The organism is Hydrogenophaga sp. GW823-FHT04C09, assembly GCF_058796355.1.
Map to the genome: position 1 here is coordinate 64586 of NZ_JBXAIO010000009.1, position 17385 is coordinate 81970.

Annotated in this window: 18 protein-coding genes; 15 read left to right on the top strand and 3 right to left on the bottom strand. The window is 65.3% G+C overall.

Going from position 1 to position 17385, the window contains the following annotated elements; genetic code table 11:
- Positions 1-1440 (bottom strand): mannose-1-phosphate guanylyltransferase/mannose-6-phosphate isomerase, encoded by a 1440-nt coding sequence (locus AC1Q9M_RS21930; protein WP_444687188.1) that lies wholly within the window; start codon positions 1438-1440, stop codon positions 1-3.
- Between the two features lie 135 nt (positions 1441-1575).
- On the opposite strand from AC1Q9M_RS21930, the gene galU reads away from it, so the two are divergent.
- Positions 1576-2460 (top strand): UTP--glucose-1-phosphate uridylyltransferase GalU, encoded by an 885-nt coding sequence (gene galU, locus AC1Q9M_RS21935; protein ID WP_382321235.1) that lies wholly within the window; start codon positions 1576-1578, stop codon positions 2458-2460.
- A 9-nt stretch (positions 2461-2469) separates the two neighbouring features.
- Here the strand turns inward: galU and AC1Q9M_RS21940 are convergent, their stop codons facing one another.
- Both AC1Q9M_RS21940 and AC1Q9M_RS21945 read right to left on the bottom strand, forming a co-directional pair.
- Positions 2470-3273, bottom strand: a complete 804-nt coding sequence (locus AC1Q9M_RS21940) for an SAM-dependent methyltransferase (protein ID WP_382321233.1) — start codon at positions 3271-3273, stop codon at positions 2470-2472.
- Complete coding sequence (locus AC1Q9M_RS21945) at positions 3270-3884, bottom strand: Maf family protein (RefSeq protein WP_382321231.1); 615 nt, start codon at positions 3882-3884, stop codon at positions 3270-3272. Before AC1Q9M_RS21945 ends, AC1Q9M_RS21940 begins: the two co-directional genes overlap by 4 nt.
- A 36-nt stretch (positions 3885-3920) precedes the next feature.
- On the opposite strand from AC1Q9M_RS21945, the gene AC1Q9M_RS21950 reads away from it, so the two are divergent.
- From AC1Q9M_RS21950 to lepA, 14 genes are all read left to right on the top strand, one after another.
- On the top strand, positions 3921-4481 hold the full coding sequence (locus AC1Q9M_RS21950) for a YceD family protein (protein WP_382321229.1): 561 nt from the start codon (positions 3921-3923) through the stop codon (positions 4479-4481).
- Between the two features lie 186 nt (positions 4482-4667).
- On the top strand, positions 4668-4850 hold the full coding sequence (gene rpmF / locus AC1Q9M_RS21955; protein ID WP_005794249.1) for a 50S ribosomal protein L32: 183 nt from the start codon (positions 4668-4670) through the stop codon (positions 4848-4850).
- A gap of 133 nt (positions 4851-4983) precedes the next feature.
- A complete protein-coding gene (gene plsX, locus AC1Q9M_RS21960) occupies positions 4984-6045 on the top strand; it encodes a phosphate acyltransferase PlsX (protein ID WP_291114260.1) in 1062 nt (353 codons plus the stop codon).
- A 19-nt stretch (positions 6046-6064) separates the two neighbouring features.
- Positions 6065-7042: a beta-ketoacyl-ACP synthase III gene (locus tag AC1Q9M_RS21965; RefSeq protein WP_492435753.1), complete on the top strand. Its 978-nt coding sequence runs from the start codon at positions 6065-6067 to the stop codon at positions 7040-7042.
- Between the two features lie 39 nt (positions 7043-7081).
- Complete coding sequence (gene fabD, locus AC1Q9M_RS21970) at positions 7082-8032, top strand: ACP S-malonyltransferase (RefSeq protein ID WP_382321227.1); 951 nt, start codon at positions 7082-7084, stop codon at positions 8030-8032.
- Between the two features lie 16 nt (positions 8033-8048).
- Positions 8049-8810 (top strand): 3-oxoacyl-ACP reductase FabG, encoded by a 762-nt coding sequence (gene fabG / locus AC1Q9M_RS21975; RefSeq protein WP_492435755.1) that lies wholly within the window; start codon positions 8049-8051, stop codon positions 8808-8810.
- A 117-nt stretch (positions 8811-8927) separates the two neighbouring features.
- Positions 8928-9167 (top strand): acyl carrier protein, encoded by a 240-nt coding sequence (acpP, locus tag AC1Q9M_RS21980; RefSeq protein WP_066269448.1) that lies wholly within the window; start codon positions 8928-8930, stop codon positions 9165-9167.
- 7 nt (positions 9168-9174) lie between these two features.
- Positions 9175-10419, top strand: coding sequence for a beta-ketoacyl-ACP synthase II (gene fabF, locus AC1Q9M_RS21985; RefSeq protein ID WP_382155882.1), 1245 nt, complete (start codon positions 9175-9177; stop codon positions 10417-10419).
- 36 nt (positions 10420-10455) lie between these two features.
- A complete protein-coding gene (locus tag AC1Q9M_RS21990) occupies positions 10456-10920 on the top strand; it encodes a hypothetical protein (protein WP_382321222.1) in 465 nt (154 codons plus the stop codon).
- Positions 10921-10954: 34 nt separating this feature from the next.
- A complete protein-coding gene (gene rpoE, locus AC1Q9M_RS21995; protein WP_382155888.1) occupies positions 10955-11596 on the top strand; it encodes an RNA polymerase sigma factor RpoE in 642 nt (213 codons plus the stop codon).
- Positions 11597-11664: 68 nt separating this feature from the next.
- Positions 11665-12360, top strand: coding sequence for a sigma-E factor negative regulatory protein (locus tag AC1Q9M_RS22000; RefSeq protein ID WP_492435758.1), 696 nt, complete (start codon positions 11665-11667; stop codon positions 12358-12360).
- A gap of 6 nt (positions 12361-12366) precedes the next feature.
- Positions 12367-13440, top strand: a complete 1074-nt coding sequence (locus AC1Q9M_RS22005) for a MucB/RseB C-terminal domain-containing protein (RefSeq protein ID WP_492435760.1) — start codon at positions 12367-12369, stop codon at positions 13438-13440.
- 155 nt (positions 13441-13595) lie between these two features.
- Complete coding sequence (locus AC1Q9M_RS22010) at positions 13596-15059, top strand: DegQ family serine endoprotease (RefSeq protein WP_444687497.1); 1464 nt, start codon at positions 13596-13598, stop codon at positions 15057-15059.
- Positions 15060-15567: 508 nt separating this feature from the next.
- Positions 15568-17376: a translation elongation factor 4 gene (lepA, locus tag AC1Q9M_RS22015; protein WP_444687181.1), complete on the top strand. Its 1809-nt coding sequence runs from the start codon at positions 15568-15570 to the stop codon at positions 17374-17376.
- Positions 17377-17385 lie beyond the last annotated feature (9 nt).

Sequence of the window (17385 nt, forward strand, 5' to 3'; positions counted from 1 at the left end):
TTACTTCTTGGTGGCGGGGTCGGGTTGGCGGCCGTAGATGTCTTCCAGCCGCACGATGTCGTCCTCGCCGAGGTAGCTGCCCGACTGGACCTCGATCATCTCCAGCACCATCTTGCCGGGGTTGTGCAGCCGGTGCACTTCGCCAATGGGGATGTAGGTCGACTGGTTCTCCGACAGCAGGTACACCTCCTGCCCACGCGTGACTTCGGCCGTGCCCTTGACGATGATCCAGTGTTCGGCGCGGTGGTGGTGTTTCTGCAGGCTGAGCGAGGCGCCCGGCTTCACGCCGATGCGCTTGACCTGGAAGCGCTCGCCCATGTCGACGCTGTCGTACCAGCCCCAGGGGCGCGCCACGCGGCGGTGCATCGCGGCCTGCGGCACCTTGCGCTGCGAGAGGTGGGCCACCACGTCCTTCACCTGCTCGGCATGGTCCCGCTGGGCCACCAGCAAGGCGTCGGGGGTGTCGATGATCAGCAGGTCCTGTGTGCCCAGCGCCACCACGGTGCGGCCCGGCGCGTGGATGAAGGTGTTTCGCGCGTTCAGCGCGTGGCCCTGCCCGGTGATGCGGTTGCCTTCGCCATCGGCGTCGCTCAGTTCGGCCACCGCGTTCCAGCTGCCGACATCGCTCCACTGGCCCTGGAAGGGCACGACGGCCACGTCGTCGTGCGGCTCCATCACCGCGTAGTCGATGCTCTGCGAGCGGCAGGCGAGGAAGGATTCGGCGTCGGGGCGAACGAACTGGATCTGGCCCACCCGGTCCTGCCGCGTCCTGGCCATGGCCTTTTCGCAGGCCTGCAGGATGTCGGCGGCGTGCTGGGCGAGCGCGGCCAGCAGCGTGCTGGCGCGCGCGAGAAAGATGCCCGCGTTCCACAGCACGTTGCCTTGCAGCAGCAAGGCCTGGGCGGCGGCCGGTGCGGGTTTTTCGATGAAGCGGGCCACCTTGCGGCTGCCATCGGCGCGCTCATCGCCCTGCTGGATGTAGCCGTAGGCGCTGCTCGGGAAGCTGGGCATCACGCCGAAGGTGACGATGGCGCCGGCCTCGGCGGCCGGGACACCCTGGCGGATGGTCTGGGCGAAGGCCGAAGCATCGGGAATGTGGTGGTCGGAGGGGCAGAACAGCAGCAGGGGATCGGCGTTGTCCTTCGAGCGGGCGAGCAGGGCGGCCAGCGCCATGGCCGCGGCGGTGTTGCGCGCCGCCGGTTCGAGCAGCACCTGCCCGGGCACGTTTTCCGCTTCGATCGCATCGGCCACCAGGAAACGGTGGTCTTCGGCGGCCACGCAGATCACCGGGTTGTCGCACCAGGCCAAGCGGTCCAGGGTCAGCTGCAGCAGGCTCTTGTCGCCCACCAGAGGCACGAACTGCTTGGGAAAACTCTGGCGGCTCAGAGGCCACAGACGGGTGCCGGAGCCTCCGCAAAGGATGACGGGGGTGATGCTCATGCCGGATGGGAGTGGGTTGAACCAGTGGGGGGAACCCCGCTTTCAATCCGCTGCAGTGTAGCCTTTCGATGGACGTCGGCGTGTGCGCCGTTAACATGGTGAGCCTTTCTTCACGAACATGCGAGCCAAACCAAGATGACGATCCGCAAAGCCGTATTTCCCGTGGGTGGCCTGGGCACCCGTTTCCTGCCGGCCACCAAGGCGATCCCCAAGGAGATGCTGCCGGTGGTGGACAAGCCGCTGATGCAGTACGCCGTGGAGGAGGCCTACGCCGCCGGCATCCGCGAAATGATCTTCGTGACCGGGCGCCACAAGCGCGCCATCGAGGACCACTTCGACACCGCCTACGAACTGGAGATGGAGCTGGAGGCCGCGGGCAAGTCCGCCCTGCTCCAGCTGGTGCATTCCATCAAACCCGACGACATGGACTGCGTCTATGTGCGCCAGCCTCGCGCGCTGGGTCTGGGCCATGCGGTGCTCTGCGCCGAGCGCCTGGTGGGCAACGAGCCGTTCGCGGTGCTGCTGGCCGACGACCTGATGATGGGCCAGGACCAGGCGCAGGGCGGTGCCACCGTGCTGCAGCAGATGGTGCAGGCCTACGAGTCCAGCCCGGGCACGGTGCTCGCGGTGCAGGACGTGCCGCGCGCCGAGACGCGCCGCTATGGCGTCGTCGACGTGCACGGCGCCAACCAGGCGCTGGCCGAGGTGTTCGCGATGGTGGAGAAGCCGGCGCCCGACGTGGCCCCCTCGACCCTGGCCGTGGCCGGTCGCTACATCCTCACGCCGGCGGTGTTCGAGAGCATCCGTCAGCAACCGCGTGGCGCGGGGGGCGAAATCCAGCTCACCGACGGCATCGCGGCCCTGATCGGCAAGGAAAAGGTGCAGGCCTTCCGCTACGCCGGCAAGCGCTACGACTGTGGCAGCAAGGAAGGCTTTCTGGAGGCCACGATCGATCTGGCCTTGGCCAACACCGAACTCAGCGCTTCGGTGCGCGCGCACCTGAAGCGTCTGGGCGTCTGAGCCCGGGCTTCAGCGGCCCAGCAGGAAGACGCAGGGCGCGTCCAGCGGCAACTCGCCGGACAGGGTCTGGGGGTTGCGCTTCCACTCCTGCACCAGCGCGCTGCGGCAGACCTGCTGCGGCAAGGTGAGTGCCCCGCACACGGCCAGGCGTGTGTGCGGATGCAGCGTTTGCAGCAGCGCCTGCAAGAGGGCGGTGTTGCGGTAGGGCGTTTCGATGAGGATCTGCGTCTGCCCGGTCTTCAGGGCCAGGGCTTCCAGTTCCCGCAACCGTTTGGCGCGCTCGGTGGCGTCCTGGGGCACGTAGCCGACGAACGCGAAGCTCTGTCCATTCAGCCCACTGGCGGCCAGCGCCAGCATGAGCGAGATGGGGCCGGTGAGCGGCACCACGCGCAGGCCCATCGCGTGCGCGGCGCGCACGATGGAGCTTCCCGGATCCGCGATGGCGGGCATGCCGGCTTCGCTGACGAGGCCGATGTCGTGCCCGAGCAGGGCGGGGGCCAGCAGTTCACGGGCCTGTGCGTCGCCTTCGGCCTGCGGGGCATGGTCCCCCTTCTTGTGGGCCGCTCTGGGCAGCTCAGTGATCTGCTGCGCCTGCAAGGGGGCGGCCAGGCTGGCGAGGGCGTCCACCCGCTTGAGAAAGGCGCGGGTGCTCTTGGCGTTTTCGGTGATCCAGTGAGTCAGGCGCCGGGCGGTGCCCAGCGTCTCGGCGGGGAGCCACTCGGAGGGCGCCACGGGCGTGGCCTGCGCCACGCCGAAATCCAGGGGGGTGGGCACGAGGTAGAGCGTGCCGCGTGATTCGGAGTGGGCGCTCACAACAACTTCACCCCCGCCGCGCGAATCAGTCGGCAGGTGCGGATCATCGGAAGACCCACCAGGGCCGTCGGGTCGTCGTTGTCGATGCGCTCCAGCAGCGCGATGCCCAGGCCCTCGCTCTTGGCGCTGCCGGCGCAATCGTAGGGTTGCTCCGCGCGCAGGTAACGCTCGATTTCGCCGTCGCTCAGGTCACGGAACACCACCCGCACCGCAGCGATGTCGCTGTGCTCGAAGCCCGTGGCCTGGCACACCACCGCCAGCGCGGTCTGGAACACCACGGTCTGGCCGCGCATGCGCCTCAGCTGGGCCACGGCCCGCTCATGGGTGCCTGGCTTGCCAAGCGGTTCGCCAGCCAGGTCAGCGACCTGGTCGCTGCCGATCACCACGGCTTGGGGGTGTCGTTGCGCGACATTCCGGGCTTTTTCAATGGCCAGGCGAAGTGCCAGATCCGCCGGCTTTTCCCCGGCCCGGGGTGTTTCGTCCACGTTGGGGGCGATCGCTTCGAAGGGCACGCCCAGCCGGGACAGCAGTTCATGGCGGTACCGCGATGTGGAACCCAGAATGAGGGCTCGGGACGGGGTGTCGGATGACGGATCGGAAGCGGTGGTCATCCCGGTATTCTCCCCGCATTCTTTTACACTGCCCGGATGAAAGACACCCCCAAGACGGCCTGGAACCCTCGGCGCCTGGACGTGCGTGCCTTCGCCCAGGCGGCCGCCAGCCTGCAGGACGAAGAGCCGCTTTCGGCATTCCCCCGCGTCCAGGCCGAAGCGGCCCTGGACGATGGCGCGACGCTCACGCCCGTGCGCTGGCGGGCGCAGGGCGAAATGCGGCCGGCGGCCAGCGGCGGCACGCCCGATGTCTGGCTGCATTTGCAGGCCGATGCCCGGGTGCCGCTGACTTGCCAGCGCTGCCTCGCGCCTGTGGACACGCCCTTGACCGTGGACCGCTGGTTCCGTTTCGTGGCCGATGAGGCCACGGCCGAAGCCCAGGATGACGACTGCGAAGAGGACTTGCTGGCCCTGGAGCCCAGGCCCGATCTGCACGACGTGCTGGAGGATGAGCTGTTGATGGAACTGCCCCTGGTGCCCATGCACGACACCTGCCCTGAGCCGGTGTCCCTGCGCACGGCGGGGGCCGGGGACGCTCCCGAGGCCGCGGCGCCCCGCAAGAACCCCTTTGCCGAACTGGCCAAGCTCAAAAAGTGAGCCTCTGGCGCGCCATGGCCCCGGGGCTGGCGGCATTGCCGCCTTCGGGCTATAATGCTTGGCTTTGCGCTGGTATCCATTCGCACGTTGACGTGCTCGGGTCAGGCGCGCAACCGGTTGAACGGAGCGATTTCAGGTCTCCGTTTGTGCCACTCCGTTTGACCCTACCGATTTCAGGAGCCCACCATGGCTGTTCAGCAAAACAAAAAGTCCCCCTCCAAGCGCGGCATGCACCGTTCGCACAATGCGCTGAACGTGCCCGGCATCGCCGTGGAACCCACCACCGGCGAAACCCATCTGCGCCACCACATCAGCCCCAACGGCTTCTACCGTGGTCGCCAAGTGCTGAAAAACAAGTCCGAAGCCTGATGGCGGGCCGCCACGGGCCTCGCCGCGGTGTCGCGAACGGGGTCCGGTTGGCCAGTGAGGCACAGGCCCGCATGCTGCATGCGGGCTTTTTTTGTTCTTGGGGTGCACAAAGCGCTCGATCCGGGGTGTTGTCATGATCACCATCGCTGTGGATTGCATGGGCGGGGATGTCGGGCCGGCCGTCACCATGCCTGCCTGCACGGCCTTTCTGGCTGCTCATCCCCAGGCGCAACTTCTGCTCGTGGGCAAGCCCGAGGTGTTTCGCGCCTGGCCCCAACTGCTCAACAACGTGCGTTGCAAGGTGGTGCCGGCCAGCGAGGTCGTGACCATGGAGGATCCGGTGGAGGTGGCGCTTCGCCGCAAGAAGGACTCTTCGATGCGGGTGGCCATCAACCAGGTCAAGGACGGTGCCGCGCAGGCGGCCGTCTCGGCCGGCAACACCGGGGCGCTCATGGCCATCGCCCGCTATGTGTTGAAGACCATGGATGGCATCGATCGCCCGGCCATCGCCACCCAGATGCCCAACGCCCGGGGTGGTGCGACCACGGTGCTGGACTTGGGCGCCAACGTCGATTGTTCGGCCGAGCACCTGCTGCAATTCGCCGTGATGGGCTCGGCTCTGGTGGCGGCGGTCACGGGTCGGCAGGAGCCGACGGTGGGGCTGCTCAACGTGGGTGAAGAAGTCATCAAAGGCAGCGAAGTCATCAAACAAGCCGGTGTTCTGCTGCGAAATGCGTCCAACACCGGCGATCTGAATTTCTTCGGAAACATCGAGGGCGACGACGTTTTCAAAGGCACGACGGACATCGTGGTCTGTGATGGTTTCGTCGGCAACGTGGCGCTCAAGGCCAGCGAGGGCCTGGCTTCGATGATCAGTGGCTTCATCCGGGAAGAATTCTCGAAGAACATTTTTCGAAAAATGGCGGCCATCGTCGCCTATCCAGTTTTAAAGTCGTTTAAAAATCGCGTTGATCACCGCCGGTACAACGGTGCGGCGCTGCTCGGCCTGAAAGGGCTGGTGTTCAAGAGCCACGGATCGGCGGATGCCTTTGCGTTCGAACATGCGCTGAGCCGGGCTTATGATGCGGCCCACAACAAATTGCTGGACAACGTGCGGGAGCGCATCGCCCACGCCAAGCCGCTGATTGCTCCGGAGTCCGTGCCCAGCGAGCTCAAGAGCATTCCGACCCTTTGAAATTTCGCCTCTCACCCGCATGACACGCTACGCCCGCATCACCGGCACTGGCAGCAGCCTGCCGCCCCAGCGCCTGACCAACGCCGACATGGTCGAGCTGCTGGCACCGCGCGGCGTGGAAACGAGCGACGACTGGATCGTCGAACGCACCGGCATCCGGGCGCGTCACTTCGTGGCCGACGGGGTCTATGCCAGTGATCTGGCCGTCGAGGCCTGCCGACAGGCCTTGGCCGCGGCCCAGGTGGCGCCGGGCGACATCGACCTGATCATCGTGGCCACGTCCACGCCGGACATGGTCTTTCCTTCGACCGCGACCATCGTGCAGCGCAAGCTGGGCATCGCCGGTTGCCCGGCTTTCGACGTGCAGGCGGTGTGCACGGGTTTCATCTACGCCCTGACCGTCGCGGATTCATTGATCCGCTCGGGCACCTCGCGCAAGGCCCTGGTGGTCGGTACCGAGATCTTCAGCCGCCTGCTCGATTTCAGCGACCGCACCACCTGCGTGCTGTTTGGCGATGGCGCCGGTGCCGTGGTGCTGGAGGCCTCGGACACGCCGGGCATTCTGGCCACCGACATCCATGCAGACGGCAAGCACACGGGCATTCTGTGTGTGCCGGGCCACGTCTCCGGCGGGCAGATCCTTGGTGACCCGCTGCTCAAGATGGATGGCCAGGCGGTCTTCAAGCTGGCGGTGGGCGTGCTGGAAGACACCGCGCGGGCCACGCTGACCAAGGCCGGCAAGACCACGGAGGACATCGACTGGCTGATTCCGCACCAGGCGAACATCCGCATCATGCACAGCACGGCGCGCAAGCTCAAACTGCCGCTGGACAAGGTGGTTGTCACCGTCGACCAGCACGGCAACACCTCGGCGGCCTCCATCCCGTTGGCGCTGGACCACGCGGTGCGACAGGGACAAGTCAAAAAAGGCGACACGCTGATGCTCGAAGGCGTTGGCGGCGGATTCACCTGGGGCTCGGTGCTGCTCGATTTCTGAGCACCGCCTTCTCTGCTTTCGTCTGAACTGAATATCTCCATGAAGAATTTTGCGTTTGTGTTTCCGGGCCAGGGCTCTCAGGCCGTGGGCATGCTCGATGCGTGGGGCGATCACCCCGCCGTTCAGGAGACGCTGAAGGAAGCTTCGGATGCCATGGGTGAAGACCTGGGCAAGCTGATCCACGAAGGCCCGGCCGATGTGCTGGCCATGACCGTGAACACCCAGCCTGTGATGCTGGTGGCGGGCGTGGCGGCCTGGCGCGTCTGGCGCGCCGAAGGTGGCGCTTTGCCCATGGCGGTCGCGGGGCATTCGCTGGGCGAGTATTCCGCGCTGGTGGCTGCGGGGTCCTTGACCCTCGCACAGGCCGCTCCGCTGGTGCGCTTTCGTGCGCAGGCCATGCAGGAGGCGGTGCCACCGGGCACGGGGGCCATGGCGGCCGTGCTGGGCCTGAGCGCCGCGGCCGTGGTGGCGGGTTGCCTGGAGGCACAGTCCAGTTTTGGTGCCGGCAGCGCCGAAGTGGTGGAGGCCGTGAACTACAACGACCCGGTGCAGACCGTCATCGCGGGCAGCAAGGCCGCCGTCGACAAGGCGTGTGAGGTGCTCAAGGCACATGGTGCCAAGCGCACGCTGCCCTTGCCGGTGTCCGCGCCTTTCCACTCGAGCCTGATGAAGCCGGCCGCCGAGAAATTGAAGGAAAAGCTTGCCGCGACGCCGTTTGCGGCGCCGCAGATTCCCGTGATCAACAACATCGATGTTGCGGTGGAGTCCGACCCCGATCGCATCCGCGAAGCCCTGTACCGGCAGGCTTTCGGGCCGGTGCGCTGGGTCGAGTGCGTGGGTGCGATCAAGGCCCGCGGCATCGACACCCTGGTCGAATGCGGGCCGCGCAAGGTGCTGGCTGCGATGGTCAAGCGCGTGGATCCGTCCTTGACGGGTGCGGCCCTGTTCGACCCCGCCACGCTGGCCGAGGTCAAGGCCTTGCTGGCCTGAAGTCTGGAGAATCCCCATGTCTGAAATCAAATTTGCGGGCCAGGTGGCCCTGGTCACGGGCGCCTCGCGGGGCATTGGCGCGGCCATCGCGCAGGAACTGGCGACGCGTGGCCTGATCGTGATCGGTACCGCGACCAGCGACGAAGGCGCGGCGCGCATCGGTGCGGCGCTGTCGGCCGCGCCTGGCGCTGCCACCGGTTGCCGGGGCGTGAAGCTGGATGTGAATGACGCGGCTGCGGCCGAGGCTTTGATCGACGAGATCGTCAAGGCCCACGGCGGCCTGCAGGTGCTGGTGAACAACGCCGGCATCACGCGCGACATGCTGGCCATGCGCCTCAAGGACGACGACTGGGACGCGGTGCTGGACACCAACCTCAAGGCCGTCTTCCGCATGAGCCGCGCCGTCATCCGCCCGATGATGAAGCAGCGCTATGGCCGTATCGTCAGCATCACCAGCGTGGTGGGTGCGTCGGGCAACGCTGGCCAAGCCAACTACGCCGCTGCCAAGGCCGGCGTGGCGGGCATGACGCGCGCCCTGGCGCGCGAACTGGGCAGCCGCAACATCACGGTCAACTGTGTGGCACCGGGTTTCATCGAGACCGACATGACCGCGTCCTTGCCCGAAGAACAGCAAAAAGCCTTGTTGGGCCAGATCCCTCTGGGGCATCTGGGCAAACCCGCCGACATCGCGCACGCAGTGGCTTACCTGAGCAGCCCTCAGGCGGCCTATGTCACGGGACAGGAATTGCACGTCAACGGCGGCATGTTCATGTCCTGAGTCCGGAGCATTCACCCCTTTTCCTCGCCGCGTCAGCCGCCCGGCGGGCCACCCGGGATCACTTTCCCGGCACGGCTAAAATGGCGGACTGTATTTCAACCACCCTCAGAGGGACCTATGAGCGATATCGAAGCACGTGTTAAGAAAATCATTGCCGAACAACTCGGTGTGGAAGAGGGACAGGTCACCAACGAAAAGGCCTTCGTGGCCGACCTGGGCGCCGATTCTCTGGACACGGTTGAACTGGTGATGGCGCTGGAAGACGAGTTCGGTATCGAAATCCCCGACGAAGAAGCCGAAAAGATCACCACGGTTCAGAAAGCCATCGACTACGCGTTGGCCAACCAGAAGGCCTGAAGCACAGATGAGCCGTCGCCGCGTCGTCGTGACCGGTCTGGGTTGCATCAGCCCCGTGGGCAACACGGTGGCCGATTCCTGGGCCAACCTCCTGGCCGGACAATCCGGCATTGATTTCATCACGAGGTTCGACGCGTCGAACTTCGCCTGCAAATTTGCAGGAGAGGTCAAGGGGTTCAACCTGGATGAGTACATCACCGCCAAGGAAGCGCGGACGATGGACACCTTCATCCATTACGGCGTGGCTGCGTCGATGCAGGCGGTGGCGGATTCGGGCCTCCTGACGGGTGACCAGCTCAGTGAGGAGCAGGCCACGCGCATCGGTTGCGTGATTGGCTCGGGCATCGGCGGTTTGCCGCTGATCGAGGACACGCACACCGAGCTGACCAACCGCGGTCCACGGCGCATCACTCCCTTCTTCGTGCCGGCCTCGATCATCAACATGATCTCGGGACACGTGTCGATGAAGTTCGGCTTCAAGGGGCCGAACATCGCCATCGTCACGGCCTGCACCACGGGCCTGCATTGCATCGGTGAGGCCGGCCGCATGATCGAGTACGGCGACGCCGACGTGATGATCGCCGGTGGTTCCGAAGCCACCGTGTCGCCGCTGGGCATTGGCGGTTTTGCCGCCATGCGCGCGCTGTCGACCCGCAACGACGATCCCAAGACCGCGTCCCGTCCCTGGGACAAGGACCGCGATGGCTTTGTGCTGGGCGAGGGCGCGGGCGTGATGGTGCTCGAAGAGTACGAGCACGCCAAGGCACGCGGCGCGAAGATCTACGCCGAGTTGGCCGGTTTCGGCATGAGCGCCGATGCGGGTCACATGACGGCGCCCAACATGGACGGCCCACGCCGTGCGATGCTGGGAGCCTTGCGCAACGCGGGGGTCAACGCCGATCAGGTGGATTACCTGAATGCCCACGGCACCTCCACGCCGCTGGGTGACATCAACGAGACGAACGCCATCAAGGCGGCCCTGGGTGACCATGCCAAGAACATGGTGGTCAGCTCGACCAAGTCCATGACCGGCCACCTGCTGGGGGGCGCCGGGGGCATCGAGTCGGTGTTCACCGTGCTGTCGCTGCACCACCAGAAGGTGCCACCGACCATCAACATCTTCAACCAGGACCCGGAGTGTGACCTGGACTACTGCGCCAATACGGCGCGGGACGTGAAGATCGACGTGGCCGTGAAAAACAACTTCGGTTTCGGCGGCACCAACGGAACGCTGGTTTTCCGGCGCGCCTGAACGCTCTGATCGCGCCTATCTTCACGAAGAATCCGCATGCACAACGCCCCATCGGTGATGTTTCCGGTGGGGCGTTGTGGTTTGTATGGCGTCCTGCTCGCGCTTCTGGCCGTGCTGGGTGCCGCTGTCCTGGGCCTGTGGTATGGGCTCGACCCGACCCGCGGTGCTTCCTGGTCGGGCGTGGTGGGGGGCACGCTGTGGTCCATATGGGTGATGGGCGCCCTGTGGACCTGGCGACGGTCTCCCGTGGGGCGGCTGAAATGGAGTGCGCTGGAAAGGCGCGATCCCGAAACGCCGGCAGGTGTCTGGCACTGGTACAGCGAATCGTGCCCCGAGGGCGTGCCGTTGCAGCGCGTGGAGCGGGTGATGGACTGGCAGGGCGCTGTGCTGTTGCGCCTGTGTTCCGCAGACGCGCCCGCGCGCTGGATCTGGGCGGAGCGTGGTCGCAATCCAGCGCTCTGGAACGACCTGCGCCGGGCGCTGATATCGGCCCGCGCATGAGCCGGCGAATGGCCTGGGTTATATTTCCGCGCGCATGACTCTCGAAGACCACACCGCTCCACCACCACCCGACAGCGACGTCATGCTGGTGCAGCGCACGCTCGCGGGGGAGCAGCGTGCCTTCGAGATGCTGGTCATCAAGTACCAGCGCCGCGTGGAGCGGCTGATCGGGCGCATGGTCCGCGACACCGACCTGGTCCAGGACATTGCCCAGGAGACCTTCATCCGGGCTTACCGCGCGCTCGCTCAGTTTCGGGGTGACGCGCAGTTCTACACCTGGCTGTACCGCATTGCGGTCAATACGGCCAAAAAACAGCTCATGGAACTCAAGCGCGATCCGCTGGTCTTCCAGTCTCAGATGAAATCCGGGGAAGACGATGAAACTTCCGCTCCGGAACGCGAACTAAATTCGGGAGTGGCCGACACCGAAACGCCCGAAGCAGTGCTGGCCAGCAAGGAAATCGCCGAGGCGGTCAACGCCGCCATGGACGCGCTGCCCGAAGAGTTGCGCATGGCGATCACCCTGCGGGAAATCGAGGGCATGAGCTATGAAGAGATTGCCGCAGCGCTGGAATGCCCCATCGGCACAGTGCGATCCCGGATTTTCCGGGCGCGCGAGGCCATTTCAGGGCGCATCAAGCCAATGCTGGAGCGTCAGACAGGCAAACGCTGGTAGAAGAGGCGGGGCAGGCCATTGAAAGCTTGTCCATCGCCCCGCGAGTAGGGAATTTCAGGAAATTCATCATGAATGCCGCACAAGTCAATTTGAACCTTCGGCCTCAGAAAGAGATCGATCTCGTTGCCCCGGAGCAGGCTTTGTCCGCGCTGGTGGATGGCGAGCTCGATGCCGCATTGCTCGAAGGGCTGCTCGCAGCCGATGAAGGCCGCGCGGAGGTGTTCGCGAGTTGGCACACCTACCAGGTGATCGGCGATGTGTTGCGTGGCAACCGCGTGGTGGCCACCGCCCAGGCACCCGGCGACTTTCTGGCCGGGGTGCGTGAACGGCTGCGATCGGAGTCGGCGCCCGTGGGCGAGGGGCGGTTGCTGGTGCAAAACCCGCCCGCAGCGCTGGTGCAGGTGCCTGCGGCCAATGACGCGGTTTTTCGCTGGAAGATGGTGGCCGGGCTGGCCTCGCTGGCGGCCGTCATGGCCGTGAGCTGGACGGTGTTGAGCGGTGCGCCCTCGGGCCCGGGCGGTGCAGCAGGCCCTCAACTGGCCTCGGCTCCAGTGCCAACGCAACAAGCCGCGGCTCCCGTGGCGGTCAGCGCGGCGGCTGCTCCGTCCAACGCGGTGGTGGTGAACACCGGGCAAGGCCCCTTGATCCGCGACGCGCGTCTGGAAGAGTTGTTGGCCGAACACCGCCAGAATGGCGGCATGTCGGCGCTACAGATGCCCACCGGCTTCATCCGCAATGCCACTTACGACGCCGCAGGACGCTGAGGCACCATGGCGCTAGTCCTGACCCTGCCTTTTCGTGGTGATGTGAGCGTGATGCGGTTTCAACATGGAAGGCCCGTCATCCGGCGCTGGGGTGCGGCTGCGCTTGTCGCCCTGGTTTCGGGCTTCATGGCGCCGGTGCATGCGCAGAACGCACCGGCCTCGGCCCATGTGCGAAGCGTCAACGAATGGCTGACGCGCATGCACGAAGCCTCGAACCAGCGCTCCTACATCGGTACCCTGGTGGTGTCCGCAGGAAGCGCCATGTCGGCCTCGAAGATCTGGCATGTGTGCGATGGCGCGCAGCAGATGGAGCGGGTCGATACCCTGACTGGCGCGCCGCGAACGACCATTCGCCGCAACAAGGAGGTCATCACTTTTGTGCCAGAGGCGAAAACCGCGTTCGTCGAGAAACGCGATTCGCTGGGCATGTTCCCCGAGCTGCTGCGCACGCCAAGCAACCTGATCCCGCAGTTCTACAGCGCGCGGGAAGTGGGTGTGCAGCGGGTGGCCGGGCATCTGGCCGACATGGTGGAAATTCTGCCGCGCGACGACCTTCGCTTCGGCTACCGCATCTGGTCCGAGCGCCAGACGGGGCTGGTGGTGAAGCTGCAGACCCTGGGCGAGCAGGGCGCGGTGCTGGAGCAGGTGGCCTTCTCCGAGCTGCAGCTCGATGCCCCGGTGAGCATGGACAAGCTCTCAAAGCTCATGAAAGACACCCGAGGCTATGAGGTCCACAAGCCCACCTTGAAAAAGACCACCGCGGAGGCGGAGGGCTGGCGTCTGAAAGAGCCGGTGCCTGGCTTCACCGCCATGAGCTGTCACACGCGCGAGACGCCCGGAGCCGCGGCGCAAGGTCCTGGCCAGGCCTCCATGCAATGGGTGTTCTCGGATGGCCTGGCGTCGGTGTCCCTGTTTGTCGAGCCGTTCGATGCGCAGCGCCACACGCAGGAGACCTCCGCCACGGTGGGCGCCACGAATTCGGTCAACCGCCGGGTGGGCGACCATTGGTTGACCGTGATGGGGGAAGCGCCCGCGGCCACCTTGCGCCGATTCGCCATCGCCTTGGAGCGAACCCGGTAGATGCGTCGCCTGGCCGCCCGGAGATGGCCTGCTTCGCGTCGGCGGCCGGCCTTGTTCCCGGCGGCCTTTTGTTTTTCGGCATATCCTCTTTTTTTGCGTACCTGTAAAGGATTTCCATGACGCGCTCCGACACCGTGCGAATCCCGCTCCTGAGCATGCTGACCACGGCCGCGCTGGTGGTGAGCGGCGCTGCAGGCTTGGCGACCTCGTCCACCGCGGCAGCCCAGGTTCCCACTGTGCCACCGGCGGCCAGCGTGCGTGGGCTGCCTGATTTCACGGACCTCGTGGACCTCGTGGGGCCGTCGGTGGTCAACATCCGCACCCTGGAGCGCGCCAGCAAGGAAGGCCCAGGCGGCTCGGCGCCGGACGAGCAGATGCTGGAGTTTTTCCGCCGCTTCGGCATTCCCATTCCTCCCGGCATGACGCCGCGCGGCCCCCGCCAGGAGCGGCCACCGTCCGAAGAGGCGCAACCCCGGGGCGTGGGCTCGGGTTTCATCCTGAGCGCGGACGGTCTCATCATGACGAACGCGCACGTGGTCGATGGCGCCGACGAACTCATCGTCACCCTGCCCGACAAGCGCGAGTTCAAGGCCAAGCTCGTGGGGGCGGACAAACGCACCGACGTGGCCGTGGTGAAGATCGAGGCATCGGGGTTGACGGCCGTCAAGATCGGCGACATCAATCGCCTGCGCGTCGGTGAATGGGTCATGGCCATCGGCTCCCCCTTCGGCCTGGAAAACACGGTCACCGCCGGCATCGTGAGTGCCAAGCAGCGCGACACGGGGGATTTCCTGCCGTTCATCCAGACCGACGTGGCCATCAACCCGGGCAACTCGGGCGGCCCGCTGATCAACATGCGCGGCGAGGTGGTGGGCATCAACAGCCAGATCTACTCGCGCTCGGGTGGTTTCCAGGGCATCTCGTTCGCGATCCCCATCGATGAGGCGGTGCGCGTCTCCGATCAGCTCCGGGCCACCGGGCGCGTGACGCGTGGCCGCATCGGCGTGCAGATCGATCAGGTGAGCAAGGACGTGGCCGAGTCCATCGGCTTGGGCCAGCCCAAGGGGGCGCTGGTGCGCGGGGTGGAGCCGAACTCGCCAGCGGCCAAGGCCGGCGTGGAGCCGGGCGACATCATCGTCAAGTTCGACGGCAAGGAGATCGACAAGTCCGTGGATTTGCCGCGCCTCGTGGGCAACACCAAGCCGGGCAACAAGAGCAGCATGACGGTGTTTCGCCGGGGCAGCCAGCGCGAGCTCTCGATCATCGTGGCCGAGCTCGAACCGGAGCGCCCGGAGGCCAAGGCCGCAGCACCGGAGCCGACCAAGCCTCAGTCCAGCAATGCCCTGCAGGCGCTGGGCCTGAGCCTGGCAGAACTCACTGCGGCCGAGAAGAAGGAACTCACTCTCAAGGGCGGTGTGCGTGTGGCCTCGGCCGAAGGCCCCGCTGCGCGTGCGGGGCTGCGCGAAGGCGACGTGATCGTGGCGATCGCCAACACCGAGACCGCCAGCGTCAAGGAAGTCGAAGCTGCCCTGAGCAAGGTCGAGAAGAGCAAGCCGATCAACGTGCTGTTCCGCCGCGGGGAGTGGGCCCAGTATGCGGTGATCCGCGCAGCACGCTGAGCCGCGTCCTCCGGCCAATAACCCCCTGTCCCGATTGGGATTGGGGGTTATTTTTTTCGGTGGCCGATTCGCCACACGGGGTTTTCCACAGTACGCAGCACCCAAAATTATCTTTTTGTTAGTGAACGCTTACAACACTTGTCGGTCTCATGACTGAATTCGCTAAAATAGCCCCTGTTCTGAACAGATTCCTGTGCCCATGCGCCACGTCGATCCACGATGTGGAAGTGCCGCAGGATGTTCCCAAGTCATCCACAGCTGCCTCACACGTTGTCCCATTTTCCTGTGAATGAGCTGTGCATAACTTTGACGTTGCTGCGCTGCAACAGGGTAACGGCGGTGGTTCGGAGGTGTGCATTCCAGGCTTTTTGCCTACAATGAAACCCCAACTATCGCAGTTGCCATTGATTGTTGGTTACGGGCGCGTCAGCAGCTGACGCGCCCTTTTTTATGGCCGCCCGTTCCTGTGTGAACCCGCGGTTTTTCTCGTGCCTGAGCCGCTTTCCTGATGAATCACATCCGCAATTTTTCGATCATCGCGCACATCGATCATGGCAAGTCCACGCTCGCTGACCGCATCATTTCCCTGTGCGGGGGGCTGTCCGATCGTGAGATGAGCGAGCAGGTGCTCGACTCGATGGACATCGAGAAGGAGCGCGGCATCACCATCAAGGCGCAGACCGCCGCGCTCAAGTACAAGGCCCGCGACGGTCAGGTCTACAACCTCAATTTGATCGACACCCCGGGCCACGTGGACTTCTCCTACGAGGTGTCTCGTTCGCTCTCGGCTTGCGAAGGCGCGTTGCTGGTGGTCGATGCCAGCCAGGGGGTCGAGGCCCAGACCGTGGCCAATTGCTACACCGCGCTCGACCTGGGTGTGGAGGTGGTGCCGGTGCTCAACAAGATGGACCTGCCCAACGCCGACCCGGAGAACGCCAAGAGCGAGATCGAGGACGTGATCGGCATCGATGCCACCGATGCAATTCCCTGTTCGGCCAAGACCGGCATGGGCGTGGAAGACATTCTGGAAGCGGTGGTCGCGCGCATTCCGGCGCCCAAGGGGCGGCCCGATGCGCCGCTGCGCGCGATGATCGTGGACAGCTGGTACGACGCCTACGTGGGCGTGGTGATGCTGGTGCGCGTGGTCGACGGTCGCCTGCAGAAGGGCGAGCGCTTCAAGATGATGGCGACCAACACCGTCTACAACGCCGACAACCTCGGTGTGTTCACGCCGGCCAACGAGCCGCGCGAGGCCCTGGAAGCGGGGGAGGTGGGGTACATCATCGCCGGCATCAAGGAGCTGCAGGCGGCGAAGGTGGGCGACACCATCACGCTGGAGAAGAAGCTGCCCAACAACGCCGGCCCGGCCACCGAAGCCTTGCCGGGCTTCAAGGAAGTGCAGCCCCAGGTGTTCGCCGGTCTGTACCCGACCGAGGCCAACCAGTACGACGCCTTGCGCGACGCGTTGGAGAAGCTCAAGCTCAACGACGCGTCGCTGCACTACGAGCCGGAAGTGTCGCAGGCGCTGGGCTTCGGCTTCCGCTGCGGTTTCCTGGGCCTGCTGCACATGGAGATCGTGCAGGAGCGCCTGGAGCGCGAGTTCGACCAGGACCTGATCACCACCGCGCCCAGCGTGGTCTACCAGGTGGTCAAGCCCGACGGCGAAGTTCTGATGGTGGAGAACCCGTCCAAGATGCCCGATCAGGGCCGGATCGAGGAAATCCGCGAGCCTATCGTCACGGTGCATCTTTATATGCCCCAGGAGTACGTGGGCGCGGTCATGACACTGGCCAACCAGAAGCGCGGTTTGCAGATCAACATGGCCTACCACGGCAAGCAGGTCATGCTGACCTACGACATGCCCTTGGGCGAGATCGTGCTGGACTTCTTCGACAAGCTGAAGTCGGTCAGCCGGGGCTATGCCTCCATGGACTACGAATTCAAGGAGTACCGCGCCTCCGACGTGGTGAAGGTCGACATCCTGCTCAACGGCGAGAAGGTCGACGCGCTGTCCATCATCGTGCACCGCACCCAGGCCCAGTACCGGGGCCGTGCGGTGGCCGCGAAGATGCGTGAGATCATCAGCCGCCAGATGTTCGACGTGGCCATCCAGGCGGCCATCGGAGGCAACGTGATCGCCCGCGAAACCATCAAGGCGCTGCGCAAGAACGTGCTGGCAAAATGCTACGGCGGTGACATCACCCGCAAACGCAAACTCCTCGAAAAACAGAAAGCAGGCAAGAAGCGCATGAAACAGATCGGCTCGGTCGAAGTGCCCCAAGAGGCCTTTCTCGCCATTTTGCAGGTGCAGGACTGATGCCGGCGG